General features: G+C 50.2%; 15 protein-coding genes and 1 pseudogene. 3 read left to right on the top strand and 13 right to left on the bottom strand.

Translation table 11 applies throughout. The features are described from left to right. Positions 1-4 precede the first annotated feature (4 nt). Complete coding sequence (locus tag L21SP2_RS05020; protein WP_024267412.1) at positions 5-1,003, bottom strand: ABC transporter permease; 999 nt, start codon at positions 1,001-1,003, stop codon at positions 5-7. A 31-nt stretch (positions 1,004-1,034) separates the two neighbouring features. Continuing rightward, entirely contained in the window at positions 1,035-2,726 is a 1,692-nt protein-coding gene (locus L21SP2_RS05015; protein WP_024267411.1) for an ABC transporter substrate-binding protein, read from the bottom strand. A gap of 379 nt (positions 2,727-3,105) precedes the next feature. On the opposite strand from L21SP2_RS05015, the gene L21SP2_RS05010 reads away from it, so the two are divergent. Further along, positions 3,106-5,097 carry a beta-glucosidase gene (locus L21SP2_RS05010; RefSeq protein ID WP_211233434.1) on the top strand — a complete coding sequence of 664 codons (1,992 nt, stop codon included), beginning with the start codon at positions 3,106-3,108 and terminating at the stop codon, positions 5,095-5,097. Positions 5,098-5,209: 112 nt separating this feature from the next. Here the strand turns inward: L21SP2_RS05010 and L21SP2_RS16900 are convergent, their stop codons facing one another. From L21SP2_RS16900 to L21SP2_RS16885, 5 genes are all read right to left on the bottom strand, one after another. Then, on the bottom strand, positions 5,210-5,662 hold the full coding sequence (locus tag L21SP2_RS16900) for a 3-oxoacyl-[acyl-carrier-protein] synthase III C-terminal domain-containing protein (RefSeq protein WP_081719475.1): 453 nt from the start codon (positions 5,660-5,662) through the stop codon (positions 5,210-5,212). An 86-nt stretch (positions 5,663-5,748) separates the two neighbouring features. Then, positions 5,749-6,048, bottom strand: coding sequence for a beta-ketoacyl-[acyl-carrier-protein] synthase family protein (locus L21SP2_RS16895; protein WP_053335590.1), 300 nt, complete (start codon positions 6,046-6,048; stop codon positions 5,749-5,751). A gap of 75 nt (positions 6,049-6,123) precedes the next feature. Further along, the gene (locus L21SP2_RS16890) at positions 6,124-6,714 is read right to left on the bottom strand and encodes a biotin/lipoyl-containing protein (protein ID WP_144082927.1); all 591 of its coding nucleotides are present in this window, start codon (positions 6,712-6,714) and stop codon (positions 6,124-6,126) included. Then, the gene (locus L21SP2_RS19205) at positions 6,657-6,935 is read right to left on the bottom strand and encodes a transketolase C-terminal domain-containing protein (protein WP_425277209.1); all 279 of its coding nucleotides are present in this window, start codon (positions 6,933-6,935) and stop codon (positions 6,657-6,659) included. The genes L21SP2_RS16890 and L21SP2_RS19205 overlap by 58 nt, the downstream gene beginning before the upstream one ends. Beyond that, positions 6,926-7,435: a hypothetical protein gene (locus L21SP2_RS16885; RefSeq protein WP_081719473.1), complete on the bottom strand. Its 510-nt coding sequence runs from the start codon at positions 7,433-7,435 to the stop codon at positions 6,926-6,928. Before L21SP2_RS16885 ends, L21SP2_RS19205 begins: the two co-directional genes overlap by 10 nt. 79 nt (positions 7,436-7,514) lie before the next feature. Here L21SP2_RS16885 and L21SP2_RS05000 point away from each other — a divergent pair, with 79 nt between their 5' ends. Beyond that, positions 7,515-7,937: a DUF2784 domain-containing protein gene (locus L21SP2_RS05000; RefSeq protein WP_144082926.1), complete on the top strand. Its 423-nt coding sequence runs from the start codon at positions 7,515-7,517 to the stop codon at positions 7,935-7,937. 152 nt (positions 7,938-8,089) lie between these two features. Then, positions 8,090-9,560: pseudogene (locus L21SP2_RS17930) on the top strand (IS5 family transposase). A gap of 40 nt (positions 9,561-9,600) precedes the next feature. On the opposite strand, the gene L21SP2_RS04990 reads toward L21SP2_RS17930, so the two are convergent. From L21SP2_RS04990 to L21SP2_RS04965, 6 genes are read right to left on the bottom strand one after another with little or no spacing between them, the layout of a single operon-like run. Further along, a complete protein-coding gene (locus tag L21SP2_RS04990; RefSeq protein WP_024267408.1) occupies positions 9,601-10,980 on the bottom strand; it encodes a sigma-54-dependent transcriptional regulator in 1,380 nt (459 codons plus the stop codon). Then, entirely contained in the window at positions 10,977-12,398 is a 1,422-nt protein-coding gene (locus tag L21SP2_RS16870; RefSeq protein ID WP_169730426.1) for a sensor histidine kinase, read from the bottom strand. The genes L21SP2_RS04990 and L21SP2_RS16870 overlap by 4 nt, the downstream gene beginning before the upstream one ends. A 1-nt stretch (position 12,399) precedes the next feature. Continuing rightward, a complete protein-coding gene (locus L21SP2_RS04980) occupies positions 12,400-13,587 on the bottom strand; it encodes an ABC transporter permease (RefSeq protein WP_053335587.1) in 1,188 nt (395 codons plus the stop codon). Next, positions 13,587-14,264, bottom strand: a complete 678-nt coding sequence (locus tag L21SP2_RS04975) for an ABC transporter ATP-binding protein (protein WP_024267404.1) — start codon at positions 14,262-14,264, stop codon at positions 13,587-13,589. The genes L21SP2_RS04980 and L21SP2_RS04975 overlap by 1 nt, the downstream gene beginning before the upstream one ends. After that, entirely contained in the window at positions 14,264-15,376 is a 1,113-nt protein-coding gene (locus L21SP2_RS04970; RefSeq protein WP_024267403.1) for an efflux RND transporter periplasmic adaptor subunit, read from the bottom strand. Before L21SP2_RS04970 ends, L21SP2_RS04975 begins: the two co-directional genes overlap by 1 nt. 26 nt (positions 15,377-15,402) lie before the next feature. Next, entirely contained in the window at positions 15,403-16,926 is a 1,524-nt protein-coding gene (locus L21SP2_RS04965; RefSeq protein ID WP_041401204.1) for a TolC family protein, read from the bottom strand. Positions 16,927-17,081 lie beyond the last annotated feature (155 nt).

Raw genomic sequence — 17,081 nt, 5'->3', positions numbered from 1 at the left:
AGGCCTACCTCCCCTGCTTCCGCAGCCGCGGATCGAGAACCAGCAGTCCTATATCGGCAAGGAAATTGGCCGAAAGCATCAGTATGGTGGACATCAGCAAAATACCCTGCATAAGCGGGTAGTCCCGGGCATCGAGTGCACCGATCATCACCTTTCCGAGTCCCGGATAATTAAACACTATTTCAGTAATGAGGGAACCGCCGAGAAGGAACCCGATCTGCATGGCAAAGGTTGTAACAACCGGCAGCATGGCATTTCTCGCGCCATAGCCGAACATAACCTTGCGATCAGGCACGCCCTTGGCCCAGCCCATGGTGATAAAATCTTCACCAAGCTGATTTATCATATTTGCACGCATTCCCATAATTCCGCCGAAGTTGATAAGCACTATAGACATCACCGGCAGGAAGGCGTGGTATGCCACATCAAGGGCATATTGGAAAAAATTTGCCGGTCTGAACAGCGGCGTTACCGCATAACCGGATGGAAAAATTCCGAGCATCTCAGATCGGGCAAACGTAAAACTCAGCAGCAGGGCAACAACAACCGCGGGAATATTACCCATCAGCTGACCTCCGACAGTGAGAACTGAATCCAGTTTACTGCCCCTTCGCCAGGCAACAACAATGCCGAGCAGGGTGTTGAGAGTAAATGAAACGATAAGCGCTGTCCCCATAAGGAACACTGTCCATCCCAGACCGCGCTGCAGGGCATCTGTCACTGACAGGGGAAATTGACTGAAGGATGTTCCCCAGTTTCCGCGGAAAATATTGCCAATGTAACTGAAATAGCTTTCTATGAGGGTCCGTTCCTGATCAAATCCGAAGAGTTTTTCCACTGCAGCAATGGTCTCGGAATTGACAGTGCCGCTGGTATTGTAGAGCTGGGCCATGTACATTTGAACAGGATCCCCCGGCATAAGCCGGGGGAGAAAGAAATTGATCGTTACAGCGGCAATAAAAGCTATCAGGTAAAAACCCAATCTTTTAAATATGTACTTCACTTTTATCGTCCTTTGTCCGGTGTAATCGGGATTACTTAACCGGGCTCAGCTGCATCAGGTGGTAAAGCTTTACATCGTGGTCCGCGAGGGCGGGCTCGATTACCGGATTGTCTTCGGTAGACCAACCGGTAAAGCGCTCAGTGCTGTATACATACCACAGACCGTTGTAGAACAGCGGAATGTTGATCATGTTTTCTGCGAAGAACAGCTCGATTTCATCGGTAATTTCCTTGAGCTCGGCGTCACTTGCTGAGGGCATACGGTCGATGAGGGCATTGATATCTTCGTTTACGTAGTTGGTCTGGGTTACCGACCACCAGGTCTGGGTCAGAACGCGGCTGCTGTCGCCGATGGTGTCGAAGTAGAACTTCCAGGGGTTGGCAGACTTTCCGTAGCCGGCATACAGAACATCGTGGTCGCCGGTTTCCCAGCTTTCGATGATTACACCGAGGTCGGGAGCTTTGGCAGATGCGTTGACACCGATAGCCCGGAAACCTTCAGCTGCGATTACTGCACCGTCGTTCCAGTCGCTCCAGCCCGCAGGAGAAAGGATTTCGAATTCGATGGTCTGACCTGTGGGAGTTTCCACCCATCCGTCGCCGTCGACGTCTTGAAAACCGGCTTCAGCGAGAATTTCGCGGGCTGCGTCGAGGTCGTATTCGGCATAGCGGTTGGTAATTGCATCAGCTTCGGGATTTCTGCTACCCCAGAGAGCCGGAGGAAGACCTGTTACCGGGGGTACTACCGGATCGAGATAGCCAAATACGGCTGAATCGATGATGCCCTGGCGGTCAATTGCCATTGAGAGAGCCTTCTTGAACTCGGGAATAAAGAATGCTTCCCGGTTACCTTCGTTTTTGGTCATGTGGTTGAACGCGAGGCGTACGCCGTCGTTTTTACCGTACCAGTACTTACGATTTGGATTGCCCTGTACATAGGTTTTTTCGATGTCGGGAATAAAAATATGTGCCCAGTCCACCTGGCCGCTTTCGAGGAGGGCGAGTGCTGCAGCGTTGTCGTTGAATTGAGGAAAGCGTACTTCGTCGATTTCCAGGTCATCGGCATTCCAGTAGTAGGGGTTCCGACCGAGCACTACCATTTCGGGAGTGAACTCAACAACTTCGGTGAAGGGGCCGGTACCAATGGGGCTTTCCAGCACATGGGTTGCGGGTTCTGCAACTTCACTCCATACATGCTCGGGAATCATCTGAACTTCTGCAAAGATGTCGGTGGGAGCAAAGCGATTGGCGCTGCGCAGGTCCCAGCGCACGGTGTATTCATCGATTTTGACAACATCGAGGAGCTTACCGTTGTCGCCCCAGTAACCCTGACGGTCGATTTCGGGATGATCCTGGCTGATCTTGTAGGTGAACACCACGTCATCGGCATTGAAATCTTCCCCGTCATTCCACTTTACACCTTCGCGAAGCTTAACGGTGATGGAGGTGAAATCATCGTTCATGCTGATTTCTTCTCCAAGCCAGGGGATTTCGCGGTTGTTGTTAAGCGGGTCGTAGAGGGCAATGTACTCCAGGGTGAAACCGTGGTTGTACTGGTATGCACCGGATGCATAGGGATTGAAATTCCTAATCCATCCGTCTGACGAATCAATTAGAGCAGTAAGCACAACCTTGTCGCTTGATGCGGCTTCGGCACCACCAGCGGCAAACACGGCTGAGAAAACCACTGCACTCATGAGAACAAGCAGAGCAAGCTTTTTCATCACTCTTCCCTTCCTTTTCCTCCGAAGAGGTGTTTTGTGAGAGCCGAACTCCAAAAATCGCTTCCGGAACACGCCCTCATAATTTGTTTACGTAATCCTACATTCACATTTTAAAAACTGTCAACAATTATTTTATTTCTGTTATGCACTATTTACTCGGCATAAATGACGGTATTTACTGCCAAAAATACACATATATGCAACGATTTGGTGCATAATGATTCGTCTGCTGCTCTTCTCACAAGGGTTTTCACAAAAAAGTAAAACTCCTGCTTGACGGCTCAATATTTGTTGTATAACGTAAACTAAATAAGATGACACACCAGTAGTCGCAACAATAGAAAATCATACAGGCGCACAGCTGCGCCGGGAGGACCCCTTGAACGCACAGGAACTCGTACAAAAGATGACCCTCGATGAAAAGCTCTTGCTCATCGGTGGGACCCGGGGATTTTTCACACGTGAAGTGGAACGACTTGGAATCAGGGAAGTATTTATGGCCGATGCCAGTCAGGGAATAAACATACGCCACGACTGGCTGGATGAACCGATGACCCCCTGCCTGGAGAAATCGGTGGCATTCCCCTCAATGTCATGTCTGGCAGCAAGCTGGAACCCCCAAATCAGTGAAGAATACGCACGCTCGGTGGGCGAGGAGGCCCGCGCCGGCGGTGTGGGAATACTTCTCGGTCCGGGAATGAATATTTACCGCCACTCCCAGTCAGGGAGGAATTTCGAATACCTCGGCGAAGACCCGTATCTGGCCGCCCGCATGATCGAAAGATTTGTAAAAGGTGTGCAAAGCAACGGAGTAGTTGCCACAATCAAACATTTTATTACCAATAACACCGATTACTTCCGCAGAAAAAGTAACTCCGTCGTCGATGACCGGGCACTTCGCGAAATATACCTGCCGGCGTTCAAGGCAGGAGTCGAGGCGGGGGCGAAAGCGGTAATGACCGCCTATAACCAGTTCAACGGTGAATGGTGCAGTCAAAACCGTGAACTCATCACAGGAATTCTCAGAGAGGAACTCGGCTTCCAGTGGCTGGTCATGACCGATTGGTGGGCAATTGAAGATGCAGAAGCAACCGTCCACTCCGGACAGGACCTCGAAATGCCCGCCTCCAAAATTCTCCAGGCTGTTCCCAGGCTTCTTGATGAGGGGAAAATCAAAGAATCGGAGATCGACAGAATGGTCATCAGTCTTGTAAAAACATGCATCGCGATGAATCTGTACGACAGCGATTTTAAAAAAAACGAACTCGTTGAGAATCTGCCAGCCCACGAAGAGATTTCCCGTAAAACCGTCGAGGAGGGTGCGGTACTGCTGAAAAACAATGATCTTCTTCCCCTCGATGGCACGGGCAAAATACTGGTTTGCGGAAAATTCCTCGATACCATTCCCAAAGGCGGAGGTGCAGCTGAAGTCGAAGGCTTTAATCACATCAGCCTCCGCCAAGCCCTCGAAAGTGAATTCCCCGGACGCCTGCACTTCGCCGCAACTCCCACATCCGAGGATCTTTCTACCGCCGACACGGTCCTTGTGAGTACCGGCACCCTGGACAGCGAAGGCTGGGACCGGGCGTTTGAATTGACGAAAGACGATGAGAATCTTGTTAGTCTCTGCTGTCGGTCCAATAAAAGAACTCTGGTTTTGGTGAACTCCGGCGGGGGCATCCGCATGACATCCTGGGCCGATGATGTTGCGGCAATACTCTACGGCTGGTACCCCGGCCAGAACGGCTATGCTGCCATTGCAGGGATTATTTCCGGACGCCTCAATCCCTCGGGACGGCTTCCCATAACCATAGAGAAGGAATTCAGTGACTCTCCGGGGTACGGCTACATACCAGAGGGCGAAGAACTGTACCGCGGCTGGAATGACCAGGAGGAGCACAAGAGAGACGTCTACGATATCGAGTACAAGGAAGGCGTCTTTGTGGGCTACCGCTGGTATCAGCAAAAGAACATCGAACCGCTGTTTCCCTTCGGGTTTGGTATATCATACAGCAGCTTCGAAATCAGCAATGCCGCAACAGATACTCCCCGTATAGGACAGGGAGAATCGGCACGCATTCGGTGCACGGTAAAAAACACCGCAAAGAGAGCGGGAAAAACCGTGGTTCAGCTCTATGTTTCAGACCAGGAAGCCAGTGTTGCCCGGCCTCCCCGGGAGCTCAAGGCCTTTTCAAAACTGGAACTGGAGGCGGGAGAAGAAAGAGAGATCGATTTCACCCTGCCCCCCGAAGCATTTATGTTCTACAGCACGGAACAGAAAAGATGGGTGTCAGAAGCAGGCAGCTTTACCGTGTACCTGGCTTTTGACAGTACAGATGATTCACAGCAGGTGGAAATCACCCTCGTATAATTATAACCCTGTAACTGGCGGGTACCCGGCCGGGTCGGCGATGTACGTTCTGCATCGCCGACCTGCCGCAGTACTGTCTTGTTCACACCTTTTGGGTGCACCCTGCAAACAGTTACATCTTTTCCAAAACAGCAGCCGCATAGGTATAACCGCCTCCAAACGCGGTTAATCCCATGGTTGCAGGTGCAACCTTATCGATGGCAAGCTTCTCCAGACAAAGCGGAATGGTGGAGGACGATGTATTGCCGTATTCGGCGATCATCGAGAATACCCTGCTTTTGTCCAGCTTCATCCTCTGACGAACCGCATTAATAATTCGCTGGTTCGCCTGATGAGGAACTATCAGCTCCAGAGCAGTTGCATCAAAGCCGGAGGCTTCGGCAGCCCGGCTCAGCGAATCCATCATCGCCTTCACCGCCTTCTGATACACCGCCGGCCCATCCATTTGAATCATCCCCGATTCATCTGCGGGTACCGTCAATACCCTGTCGCGGTCGCCGGAGGCCAGGGTCAACGGACGGTGTATGCGATAGCCTATTTCCTGCCCCTGACCTGCTGCAGCCACCAGGGTAGCCGTCGCCGCATCGCCGAAGATGGGGGCTGTCGACGGGTCGGAGGTATCGAGGCGGCGGGAAAGCAGTTCGCTGGTGATCAGCAGAATGGGCTTGACCGGTCCCCGGCTAGCAGCTTATCGTAGGCGAGCTGGAGACCGTACAGGTAGCCCGAGCAGGCAGCAGAAATGTCAAACGCCGGCATTTCCAGTTCATCAGAGCTTTCGCCGCTGTGCTCCGAATCCGGCGAGGCATAGCGGCGGCTTAATTCGTCGAGAATTCGGCATGACATCGACGGAGTAATTTCTTCGGGAGTACCCGTCGAGCAGATGATACCGGCCAGCTTGCGTACATCGATATTTTTCTCATCGATTATCTTGACCGCTGCGTCCACGGCCATGGACAGGGCGGACTGGGAATCGTCGGCCCTGTGACGGCTGTGAATGCCGGTGCGCTTGACGATATCTTCCGGACTTCAGGTAGGACACATTTCAGAGATTTCCGTCGTGGTTACTACCCGGGTACCGATGCTCGACGCGACTCCCGCAATACCCACGGTGAATGTTTCACCGGCGGGGCTTGCCGCAGCTTCATAGTCCGCTGAAGCAGTCGCTGTACTGCCCGCAGCTCCAGCTCCGGCGGAAACGGTGGCTGTCACAACGGGACGGAGGGCCGATGGAGCGATGCTGATAATCGGCGTTCCCGGTTCTTCCCTGGTGGGAGGTTTGGCGATAATCTCAGTATCGGACTTGAGCCGTATAAGCCCCTTGCCGACGGCGACCTCGACACCCTCCTCTGCCAGAAAGCCTATAACCGTTCCCGATGTTAGCGAGGCGATTTCGGTCACCGCCTTGTCAGCTTCCACACTGGCCACGATCTGGCCGTCGGCCACCGTATCGCCTTCCGATACCAGATACTCAATAACCGTGACCATCTCGTCCGACGGGCTGGAACCGATTGCTTCAATCACAAACTCTCCGGCCCGAACTGCGCCGTCCAGTTTCCAGCTCAACGATCCGCCGAGCATTTCAACGGCGGTCTCGAGAATCCGCTTGTAGGATGGCAATACTTCGAGCTGATTGCCGAAGTTGCAGGGAACGTAGGTGTGTCGCGGACAACCCGCCGGGCTGCAAAGGGAGCATCCATGCGCTCTGAGAGTTCGGCCAGGATTTCCGCACCGAAGCCCGAAAACTTGTTGTCTTCATGGGCAATGATCACCCGGCCGGTTTTAGCCACCGATGAGCAGACCGCATCGGCATCCCAGAGGGAAAGGCTTCTTAAGTCGATGATTTCAGCAGATATCCCTTATGATTCCAGAGCCGCACCGGCTTTTTTATCAGCGAGACCGTATTGCCCCAGCCGATAAGGCTGATGTCGCTGCCCTCATTGACCAGACAGGCCTTGCCCACCGGAACAAAGTGATCTGCGATGTCGGTGCTGGTGGTGCTTTCACGGTCGTTCAGGCAGTTTTTCGGATAATAAAACAGAGTCGGTCTGTTGGTGCGGAATATGCTGTTCAAGAGGCCCGCCGCATCGCCGGCGGTTGAAGGCATAACCACATCAATTCCCGGGGTATGCACACCGAAAGCCTCCAGGCTCGATGCGTGAAACGGTCCAAGCCCCGGCTTGTAGCCGCCTGATGTGATCATCAGCAGTACCGGGGCCTCCCAGGCCCCTTCGGTGCGCCAATACATACTGCCCATCTCTGAGAATATTTGATTGTAGGCGATGGGCAGAAAGTCGGCAAACTGAATAAATCCCGGTAGTGTAAGATTCTTTCTGTAAATTTAAAATGGAAGAAATTGAAAGGGTATAAGCTCATACCCAAGGTCATTCAGGGCGTGTTCTGCAAGGATGGTGTTCTGGATGAAGCGGCTTAGGCGGTATGGTTTGCTTTTTCAATCCACAACATTTGACAATATCTCCCTCATTTTTCATACACTGTTTATTCTATTCACTATTGTCGGGTGGAGATTTGTAAAAACCCGCCGCATCCATCTTATTACAGTTCTTCTAACCATTTTCTCATGGGTAGTTCTGGGATACTGGCATGGTTTCGGCTACTGTTTCTGGACCGACTGGCACTGGAATGTTCGATCTTTGCTTGGAAAACCTCCGCTGCACAATTCCTACATCCAGTTTCTCATTATAGAACTGACCGGGCTGTATCCGCCCTATCTGCTGACTCAACGGGTCACTACGATTGTATTTGTGCTGATCATTGTGATGACGCTTACGCTGAATGTCCGGGATTATCTGCGGTATTCAAGCTTGCGACGCCGGCATTAAGCTCAATCACTCCCTCCATAAATAGGGCCTCCTGAAAAAACCTTAACCCTATACATATAAATGAAATACTGCTAGGATTTGTGTATGAAGTGCACGGTTTTTGCGAAAACCAGGCAAAAACCCTTGCACCTGTTTTCTTGGCGGGAGGGATTATGTATAGAACTGAGGACAAAACGCAGCTTTCATTTGAAGATTTCTATCTCCCATTTGGAGGCAAACTGAACCCCAATAACCGCTGGGTACAGCTTGCTGATTTAATTCCCTGGGAAGATTTAGAAGCAGAATATGCCTCACAGTTTGCTATCGAAAGCGGGCAAGGCGCTCCGGCGATCCGTTTCCGTACAGCATTGGGTGCCCTGATTATAAAGGAAAAATTAGGAATTACAGATGAGGAAACCGTGGAGCAGATTCGTGAGACGCCTTACCTGCAATATCTCATCGGAATGCAGGGGTACCAAGATGAGGCTCCTTTTGATCCATCAATGATGGTCCATTTCAGAAAGCGAATCAGCATGGACATGATCACTCACGCAAATGAATTGATTATTGCCGAAGAACGTAAAAAAAAACTGAAGATGATACGGAAGCTGAAAAAGAAGAAAATCCTGAGGTAGAAAACAACGGAAAGCTTCTGATTGATGCCACCTGCGTACCCGGTGATATTCGATATCCCACAGACCTTTCCCTTTTAAATGAGAGCCGGACAAAACTGGAAACCATCATAGACGTTCTTCACGCAAAACGGCCCAAGGGGCGACAAAACCCCGAACATACCGGCAAAGGGCGCGAAAGGATTTTTTGGCGGTCATCAAAAAGCGCAAAGCGAGCAAGAACAAGATTCGCAAAGCAATACGCAAGCAGCTGGGGTACATACGCCGTAATCTCCGGCACATAGAGCAATTAGCGACGGTAGTCGGCTTGAATAGCCTGTCTCGGCAGCAGTACCGGAATCTGCTGGTGATCTCAGAAGTCTTTCGCCAGCAGGCCCTGATGTATGAAAACAAAGATCATCGAATGTCAGGCCGGATCGTGAGCATATCCCAACCCCATATTCGCCCCATAGTCAGGGGAAAAGCCGGTACCCCGGTTGAGTTCGGCATGAAGATTTCATCCGCCAATATTGACGGGTACATGTTCATCGATCGCTGTTCATGGGATCCATACAACGAGTCTGGTGATTTAGACATGCAGGCTGAAAATTACAAACAGAGATATGGCGTGTATCCGGAATCAATACACGCCGATCAGATTTACCGCACCAGGGACAACCGAAATTGGTGCAAGAAACGGGGAATCAGATTATCCGGTCCGCCGCTTGGTCGTCCACCGAAAGATCGTGGAGAAAATCGAGAACGAAAGAAGCTGGCCCGTCAGGATGAGCTGGATAGAATCGCCGTAGAAGGGACATTCGGCAGAGCCAAACGACGGTACTCAATGGGTCGATTAATGACAAAGCTTGCTGAGACCAGTGAATCGCAGGTGGCCATGATCATGCTGGTGATGAACCTGGAAAAGATTCGGAAGGATCTTTTTTACGTCTTGATCATAGCTATGTTACGCAGCCGAAAAATTCCGAAGTCTCATTACCCCGTGGTATTGGGGTATGGTAATATGGCAGCATAGGGTTTTTTCAGGAGGCCCTAAATATTGCGTCAGAACCATCTCAATCCAGACCGTATTCTTTGATTTTTGAAATGAGTGTTTTTCTGCTGATACCAAGCTGTTCTGCGCTCCGGCTGCGGTTTCCCATATGTTTTGCCAACACTGCGGATAGTGCTCTTCGCTCAATGTCTTTCATACTCCCATCGAATATACTATTCATCTCGCCATCTCCAGGCGGGTGACCATTCCTGTATTGCTTTGTGGAACTGTGTTTTCTGGATGCCGAGGCAATGCCCGGGAAGTCGGCAAGTCCGATTGAATTTCCTTCACAGAGTATTAATGCCCGTTCCAGCAGGTTTTCAAGTTCCCTGATATTCCCCGGATAATCATACGCTTTCAACGCGGCTAATGCTTCATCACTGAGATCTGGATGCGGCCGCCCTAGCTTGCGGCATATTTTAGCAATGATATTTCCAATCAGTTCAGGTATTTCTTCCCTTCTTTCACGCAACGGAGGAATGGAAATGCGCAACACATTCAAGCGGTAAAACAGATCTTCACGAAACTGTTCTCTTGATACCATGGTCTCAAGATCTCGATTTGTTGCGGCCAGGATGCGTACATCAACAGCAACTTCATGTACCCCTCCCACACGGCGAATTTTTCTTTCCTGTAACACTCTCAACAGTTTCGCCTGGAGATTGATACTCATTTCTCCAATTTCGTCCAGAAATACTGTCCCTCCTTCAGCAGCCTCAAAAATACCCGGAGTCTGCTTTTCTGCACCTGTAAATGCCCCCTTCTCGTAACCGAAGAGTTCACTTTCCAGTAATTGTTCAGAAATTCCTGCAATGTTTACAGGTATGAAGCAGCCCTTTTTGCGCGTACTTAGATCATGTAGTTTCCGGGCGGTAATTTCTTTTCCCGTACCGCTTTCGCCGGTAATCAGCACAGTGCTCTCTGTGGGTGCAGCCTTGTTGATGATGCGCTGGAGTTCGAGCATACCAGGATTTCGCAGCTGGAGAGTTGGGGTACCGGATGATTCTGCGGCAATTATTCCTGCCCGTAAACGCAGACTCGTCTGATGAGCTTCTATTATGCGTTTCATTCGTATCAGAAGTTCATCTATGTCGAAGGGCTTTACCAGGTAATCCATTGCGCCTTTGTGCAGAGCACTCACGGCATCCTGTATGTCCCCATGCGCTGACATCATCATAACCGGAGTCTGGATCCCCCGCTGTTTTATCCAGTCAAGCATTTCCAGCCCATCAATATCCGGCATGCGCAGGTCGAGCAGGATGCATGCATATGTTTTTGCTTCAAGCATCTCCTGGGCAAGAACCGGGTGGTCGGCGGCCTCAGCTGAGAAACCGTCCATTTCAAGCAGTTTCGAAAGAGATTCCCGTATGTTTTTTTCATCATCGATTATTAGAACTGTCATTCCTGCTCCACTACATTTCTCCCTTTGTGCTTCCTTAGGGAACCCGCTTCACGCGATGAAGATGGAAGAGTAAGGATAAATTCACTCCCGCCTCCATCTCTGGGATGATACTCAAGACTTCCACCGGCAGCCTGGGCAAACTGTCTGGCGATGGAAAGCCCAATACCCGACCCCCTGGTTTTGGTTGTAAAGAAAGGGTCAAAAATCCGTTCTCTGTTCTCCCTGTCTATTCCGTTCCCCCGGTCCTGAACTCTCAGTACATAATTCCGCTTTCCTTGCTCAAGAAGTATTTTTACAGGCATATCTTCATTGTCGCCGGATCTATTGGCTTCATGTGCATTAAGGATGAGATTTTCCAGGATGGACCGCAGACGGCTCTCATCTATGGAGACAATGCAGGCTGTATCTTCCGGCAGGTTGTCTTCAAATGATGTATGTTCGGGCATCCGTTTGATCAGCTCGGGAAGATAATCCTGAAGATGTATAGTGCCGGGATTACCGGCAGGGTTCTTTAAAAACTCCCGGATTCTGCTGCTCAGGTCATTCAGCCTGTCCACTTCTTCCTGGATTATATTCAGATCCTCTCTGGTATTCTCTCCCGTGGTCTTTTTAAGGATGCTCATACGCAAACCGATGGCACTTAAGGGATTTTTAATTTCATGAGTTAGGGTCCTGGCTGCTTCTCCAAGATGAACCAAGTGCCTCTGTTCCTCTATTTGCTCCCGATATTCCCTGTTTTTAATATACATTCGGCCCAGGGCGGCTAAAAGAACGGCCAGTATGATTTCCAATATTGCGTACAGCATCCATATTCTCGACGCTCCGGGAGCTGAACGTGGCATTGATGCACTGAGATACACCGTGGCAGGCAAAATCTGCCGCCTCCCTTCACGGTTAAATCCCGGAGGTGTACTTCTGTCACTGTCTTCTGAAGCTCCGCCGTTTCCATTCTGTTCACCGGTATCAGAAGGCCGGCTGCGGAGGGACGGGAATGGATCCAGATACTGAGGCGGCCTGGGAGCGTCTGTGAATGTACGCATATATATGATTGTGGAACCCGAGTTTTGTCGTTGGTATTTAGTGTCAGTTTCCTCCAGTGGCATAAGACTTGGAGGAATATCCCCCATGCCGAACAGCACTTCACCTTCATGGTCGTACAAGGCAGCACCGTAGATTTCCAAAGGTGACATCTCATTAATTTCCTCAAGACTTGCCTGCCCCTCCAGCATCGGCATGATTCTGGACATGGATAAAACTCTGGCGAATTCCTGCTCAAACAGCAGTCGGTCCAGAATTGCATTCCGGCGGACTGTCCCGAAAAACATCATGAATAGAAGCAGGCTGATCAGGAGGTACCCTCCTATCAAGGGGATGTTCAATTGTCTAATACTGACGCCCTGGCGATTTCTTGTCTTCATATTATTCATAGTTTAAGGCAATTATCGGATCCAGGGTACTGGCTCTATGGGCCGGGTAGTATCCGAAGAAGATACCTATGGCCGCAGAAAATGCCACTGCCAGGACAATTGCAGACAGGCTAGGAATGAACTCCCAGCCGAATGCATTGACTGCAAAAACCGAGATACCTAAGCCCAGCAGCATACCGATGATTCCTCCAATCATTGTGAGGCTGGCGGACTCCATTAGAAACTGGCTGCGGATAAACGCAGGACTCGCCCCCAGAGCTTTGCGCACCCCGATTTCTCTTGTGCGTTCCGCTACAGCCACAAGCATAATGTTCATGATGCCGATCCCCCCCACCAGAAGTGAAATAGCGGCAATGCCGGCCAGCACCAGTTGGAGGGTCTCGGTAACAGAACTGGCCGCTTCGGCTATGGTGGCTGGGCTCATAACCCGGAAGCTGTCTTCACCCAGCCGAGAGGTCAAAAACGCCTCCAATTCATCCGCGATTGCCAGCACATCTGCTCCCTCGGCAGTGCCCAGGGCAAACGCACCCACTATATCACTGCCGCTGAAGCGCTGAGCGTAGGTGTTGTAGGGCATATAAACCACAGAGTCGAAGGACTGACCGAAACTTGCGGTTCTGGTCTCCATGATCCCTACCACCTTAAAACTTCTGCTGCCTCTGCCTAAAAAGACCCGGACATAACGGCCAATGGCATCTCCATCGGGAAACAGCTCATCTGCAACCTCACTTCCAAGAATCAGAGTCATGTCGGCGCTTTGGTTCATATCGGTGCTGATGAAGCTGCCTTCAGCAGTATCATAGTCAAATACTTCGGCGTACTCAGGAAACACCGCATTTGCGCTTCCGTTCCAGCTGTTGGAACCTGAACGGATGTACACGTTACTGTTATTGATGGGTACGGCATATTCAACTCCATCCACATTGGCCAACATTGAATCTGCGAGTTCCACAGTGAAGTTTGATTCAAATTCCCTTGAAAACCCCCTGGGCATCACCGTGAGACTTTCCAATCCCGTTGACGCAATCTGTCTCTGGATGCTTTGAGTGGCACTGTTTCCCAATGAAGTAACCGCGATCACCGACGCGACACCGATAACAATACCCAGTACCGAGAGCAACGTACGCATCTTATTACTTATAAAGCTTTGCATTGCAAGGCGAACATTCTCCAGAAACATTATCCGGCCTCCTCTATCACGCCATCCCGTAGACGGATGGTCCGCTGGCACTCAGCGCTCACCTCGGGGTCATGGGTAACTACCAGGAAACTGTTCCCTTCTTTGTGCAACTCATGAAACAATTCAATAATCTGTTCGCCGGTTTTGCTATCCAGTGCACCGGTGGGTTCGTCCGCCAGGATCAGGCTCGGTTCGGTTACCAGTGCTCTGGCGATGGCAGCCCGCTGTCTCTGACCTCCGGAGAGCTCATTCGGCCGATGATAAATTCGATCACCCAGTCCCACCCTCACCAGAGCATTCTCAGCTCTTCGGTGACGTTCAGCAGCGTTTACCCGTGCATACATCAGGGGCGTGGCCACATTATCCAGGATAGTAGTTTTAGAAAGCAGATTGAACTGCTGAAAAACAAAACCGATTTTCCGGTTCCTGATTGCAGCCAATTGTGCTTCATTGAATGCACTGATATCTTCCCCGTCAATTAAAATGCTGCCGTGGCTGGGACTGTCCAGGCAGCCCACCAGATGCATAAGAGTGGATTTTCCCGACCCTGACGGCCCCATGACCGAAACCATTTCTCCGGAATGAATCTCAATATCCACTCCGTCCAGGGCCTTGACGGTGGTATCACCCATATTATAGTAACGCTTTAATTTTTCTGTTTTGATAACCGGATACATCAATTTCTCCTTCCGGCAGGGGCAGTTCCGCTTCCCTGAGGTGGTACAGGTCGTTCGCCTCCATTCATGTTCCGGCCCATTCCCGGAAGCGAAAAACCTCCGCCTATATCTCCACGGGCGTCCATAAGAGATTGCGGAGAAATGAGTTCATCACCTGCTTCCAACCCATTTAGTACCCGATACCTGTCGGCATCATAGGATTCAACTTCGACTCGTACCGGCTGGGGATCTTCCGTCTGCTCGTCAACTCGCATGGCCATTCCACGACTGCCGTCATTGTCCCGAATGAATACTGCGCTTTTATCAACCACAAGAATATCTTCGCTGTCACTCACGTATATTTCAGCTGTAAACGTAAAAGCCGGAATTATTGCAGAATCGGGATCCGAAAGAATCAACTCCACTTCCAGTACGGCGATACCGTTGCTGGTGACCGAGGCTTCCCTGGGCACATGTGCAACATATCCGTTGTATCGAAGATCAGGATACGCATCAAAAATGAACTCGACCCGCTGACCTTCCTCCAGCAGGGGGACGTCGATCTCATCAATTGGCACCATTGCCTTCATCATACTGAGATCTATTACACGGAGCAGCTCCGCACCCTGAGCCACATTATCCCCTTCGTTTACGAATACATCAGATACCAGCCCTGCGAACTTAGCGCTCACTTTGGTATCTGAAATTTCCGATTCAGCCATCTCCTTCTTCATTTCTAGCAGCTCCAGCTCTCTTGGTCGGGCATTCGACTGTGCCTGTGAAATATCATACTCTATGGACGCAAGTTCATACCGGAGTGACAGGTCGTTCAGATCTGCAAGCATTTGGCCCTGAGCCACCTGATCACCTTCTGCAACATAGATATTTTCAACCTCTCCGGCCATAGGGGCTGCATAACTTTCAGCCTGATAGGCTTCTATATTACCACTGGCTTCAATGGTCTGGGAGTATGATACCTGGTTTACTGAATATCGCCTGGCATCCGAGAGTCCTGAAGTTGCAGATGACTGACGATACATACTCACCGCTGCTATGCTGCCGGCAGTGGCAAGTCCCGCAACCACCGTCAGGATGATAATGATTTTCCATGTCTTCGAAGCGTTCCTTTTCATATATTTCTCCTGTTGCATTTCCATATTTATTGTTCCTGTGTTGTGTTTTGATCAATGAGATTAACAGTGGCAGATTGCATCTCTTTTTGAAGGATAAGCAATTCAATTTGAATGCTTTTCCTGTTGCCTCTGATCTCCATGATACTGCGGTCGATATCACGGATTTCATTCTGTGAAGCAACCCCGTCGGATAGAGAACTGAGAGTTTCATCCCGTTTCACAGCAAGTGAGTCCAAATGATCATCAATATTCGATAGCTGGAGGCGCAAATCCAATAGTTGGTTTTCAAAGGACAGGCTTTGGATGCGCAAACGTTCCTCAACGCTTTGCAAACTGTATTCTGCCTGTTCCAGTTGAAGTTGCAGTTGTTCATATTGAAGCGTTTCACTGCTTTGCCGACTGTTGGAAGACCAAGAAAGATTCACACCGGCATATGGAGTATTCTGTGGATTCGGATTATTGCTGTTAAAGTATCCGACATCCAAGGAAACAGACAGTCCTGTGCCCACATCCAGACTGATACCGGCGGCAACCTGACTCGAAAGCGTCTGCCCGTCGCTGAACTCTGTTTCCGCCTCAATACCCAGCCCAAGCTTTGTTTCATCCGCTTCCAGGAAGTCCTGAAGTTCACGTTCCGCCAGTTTCAGTTCAAACATTGCAGTCTGATAGTCGGTGAACTGCTGCGGTTCCGGCACATCAGCTTCATACGGCAGCGCTTCTTGGATAAACTCTTCAGAGACAATCCTCTCAAGGACGGCTGTTTCCAGCATGATGCCGCTGTTCCGGTGTAGGCTATTCATATCCTGCTCAAGCAGAAGCTGAAGATACTCAAACCTGCGTCTGCTCTCCCCAATCTGATAATCAAGATCGGCAATATAGCTACTGTCTTCTGCATAGCCCAAAAGGTTCACAGCATCAGCACGGTCTTCCAGTAAATTCACAAGCTGATATTCCGCAGCATCAATATCGAGCTTGCGACTCCACATATTGTTGATTGAAGTCAGCAGGCTGATTTCGCTGTCCAAACGACTTCTCATCACATTCAACCTGGAGAGGTACAGGTTCAGCAACTGCTGTACATCCTCGGGATCTGCTGTATCCGCGCCGAAAATGTCGCTGAAACTATGGGATAATGAAATCCTGGGGCTGATGGAGATACTTCCCGATCCGCTACGGTTCAGCTGTGCAGACAGTGAGGCGCTGCTTTGATGCTCATCACCCAGAAGCAAATTTGCATACGGATTGGCTCCAAAATTCAGCGAATCTCCGTCATTTTCCCTCTCCAGAGAAATCCCTTTCTGCTGAGTTCCGCCCAGCCCGAGCTCTACGCTGTTGTCCAAGCCTGTGTTTGCCAAAGCAAAGTCCCGTTCCTGATTTTGCAACTTCAATTCACTGAGCCTGATATCCAGGTCAGCATTCATCCATGCTTCCCGCAGTCGGGAATAAGAATTCCAGCCGCTTCCCTCTGACTCCTGGGAAGCGGCTGAAAAAAGCCCGGAAAAGAGGAACATGATGCTGAGAAATCCTAAAAATATTGTTCTCGTTTTCATAGCCAAGCACATGCAGCTTTCGTGCCAACTGCACCGGGTAATAAAAAGTCTCTGAATTTTTGAATAAATTGATTATATAGCTGAAAAAAAGGGGTATATTCTCGAATTATTGAGTGTAATTTGGGTAATGTATCCGGGTAAAAACGTAACAGTAC

The sequence above is a fragment of the Salinispira pacifica genome (assembly GCF_000507245.1).
Classification (GTDB): domain Bacteria; phylum Spirochaetota; class Spirochaetia; order DSM-27196; family Salinispiraceae; genus Salinispira; species Salinispira pacifica.
The sequence above is the reverse complement of the archived record's forward strand: the minus strand, read 5'-3'. Positions and strand labels throughout refer to the sequence as shown.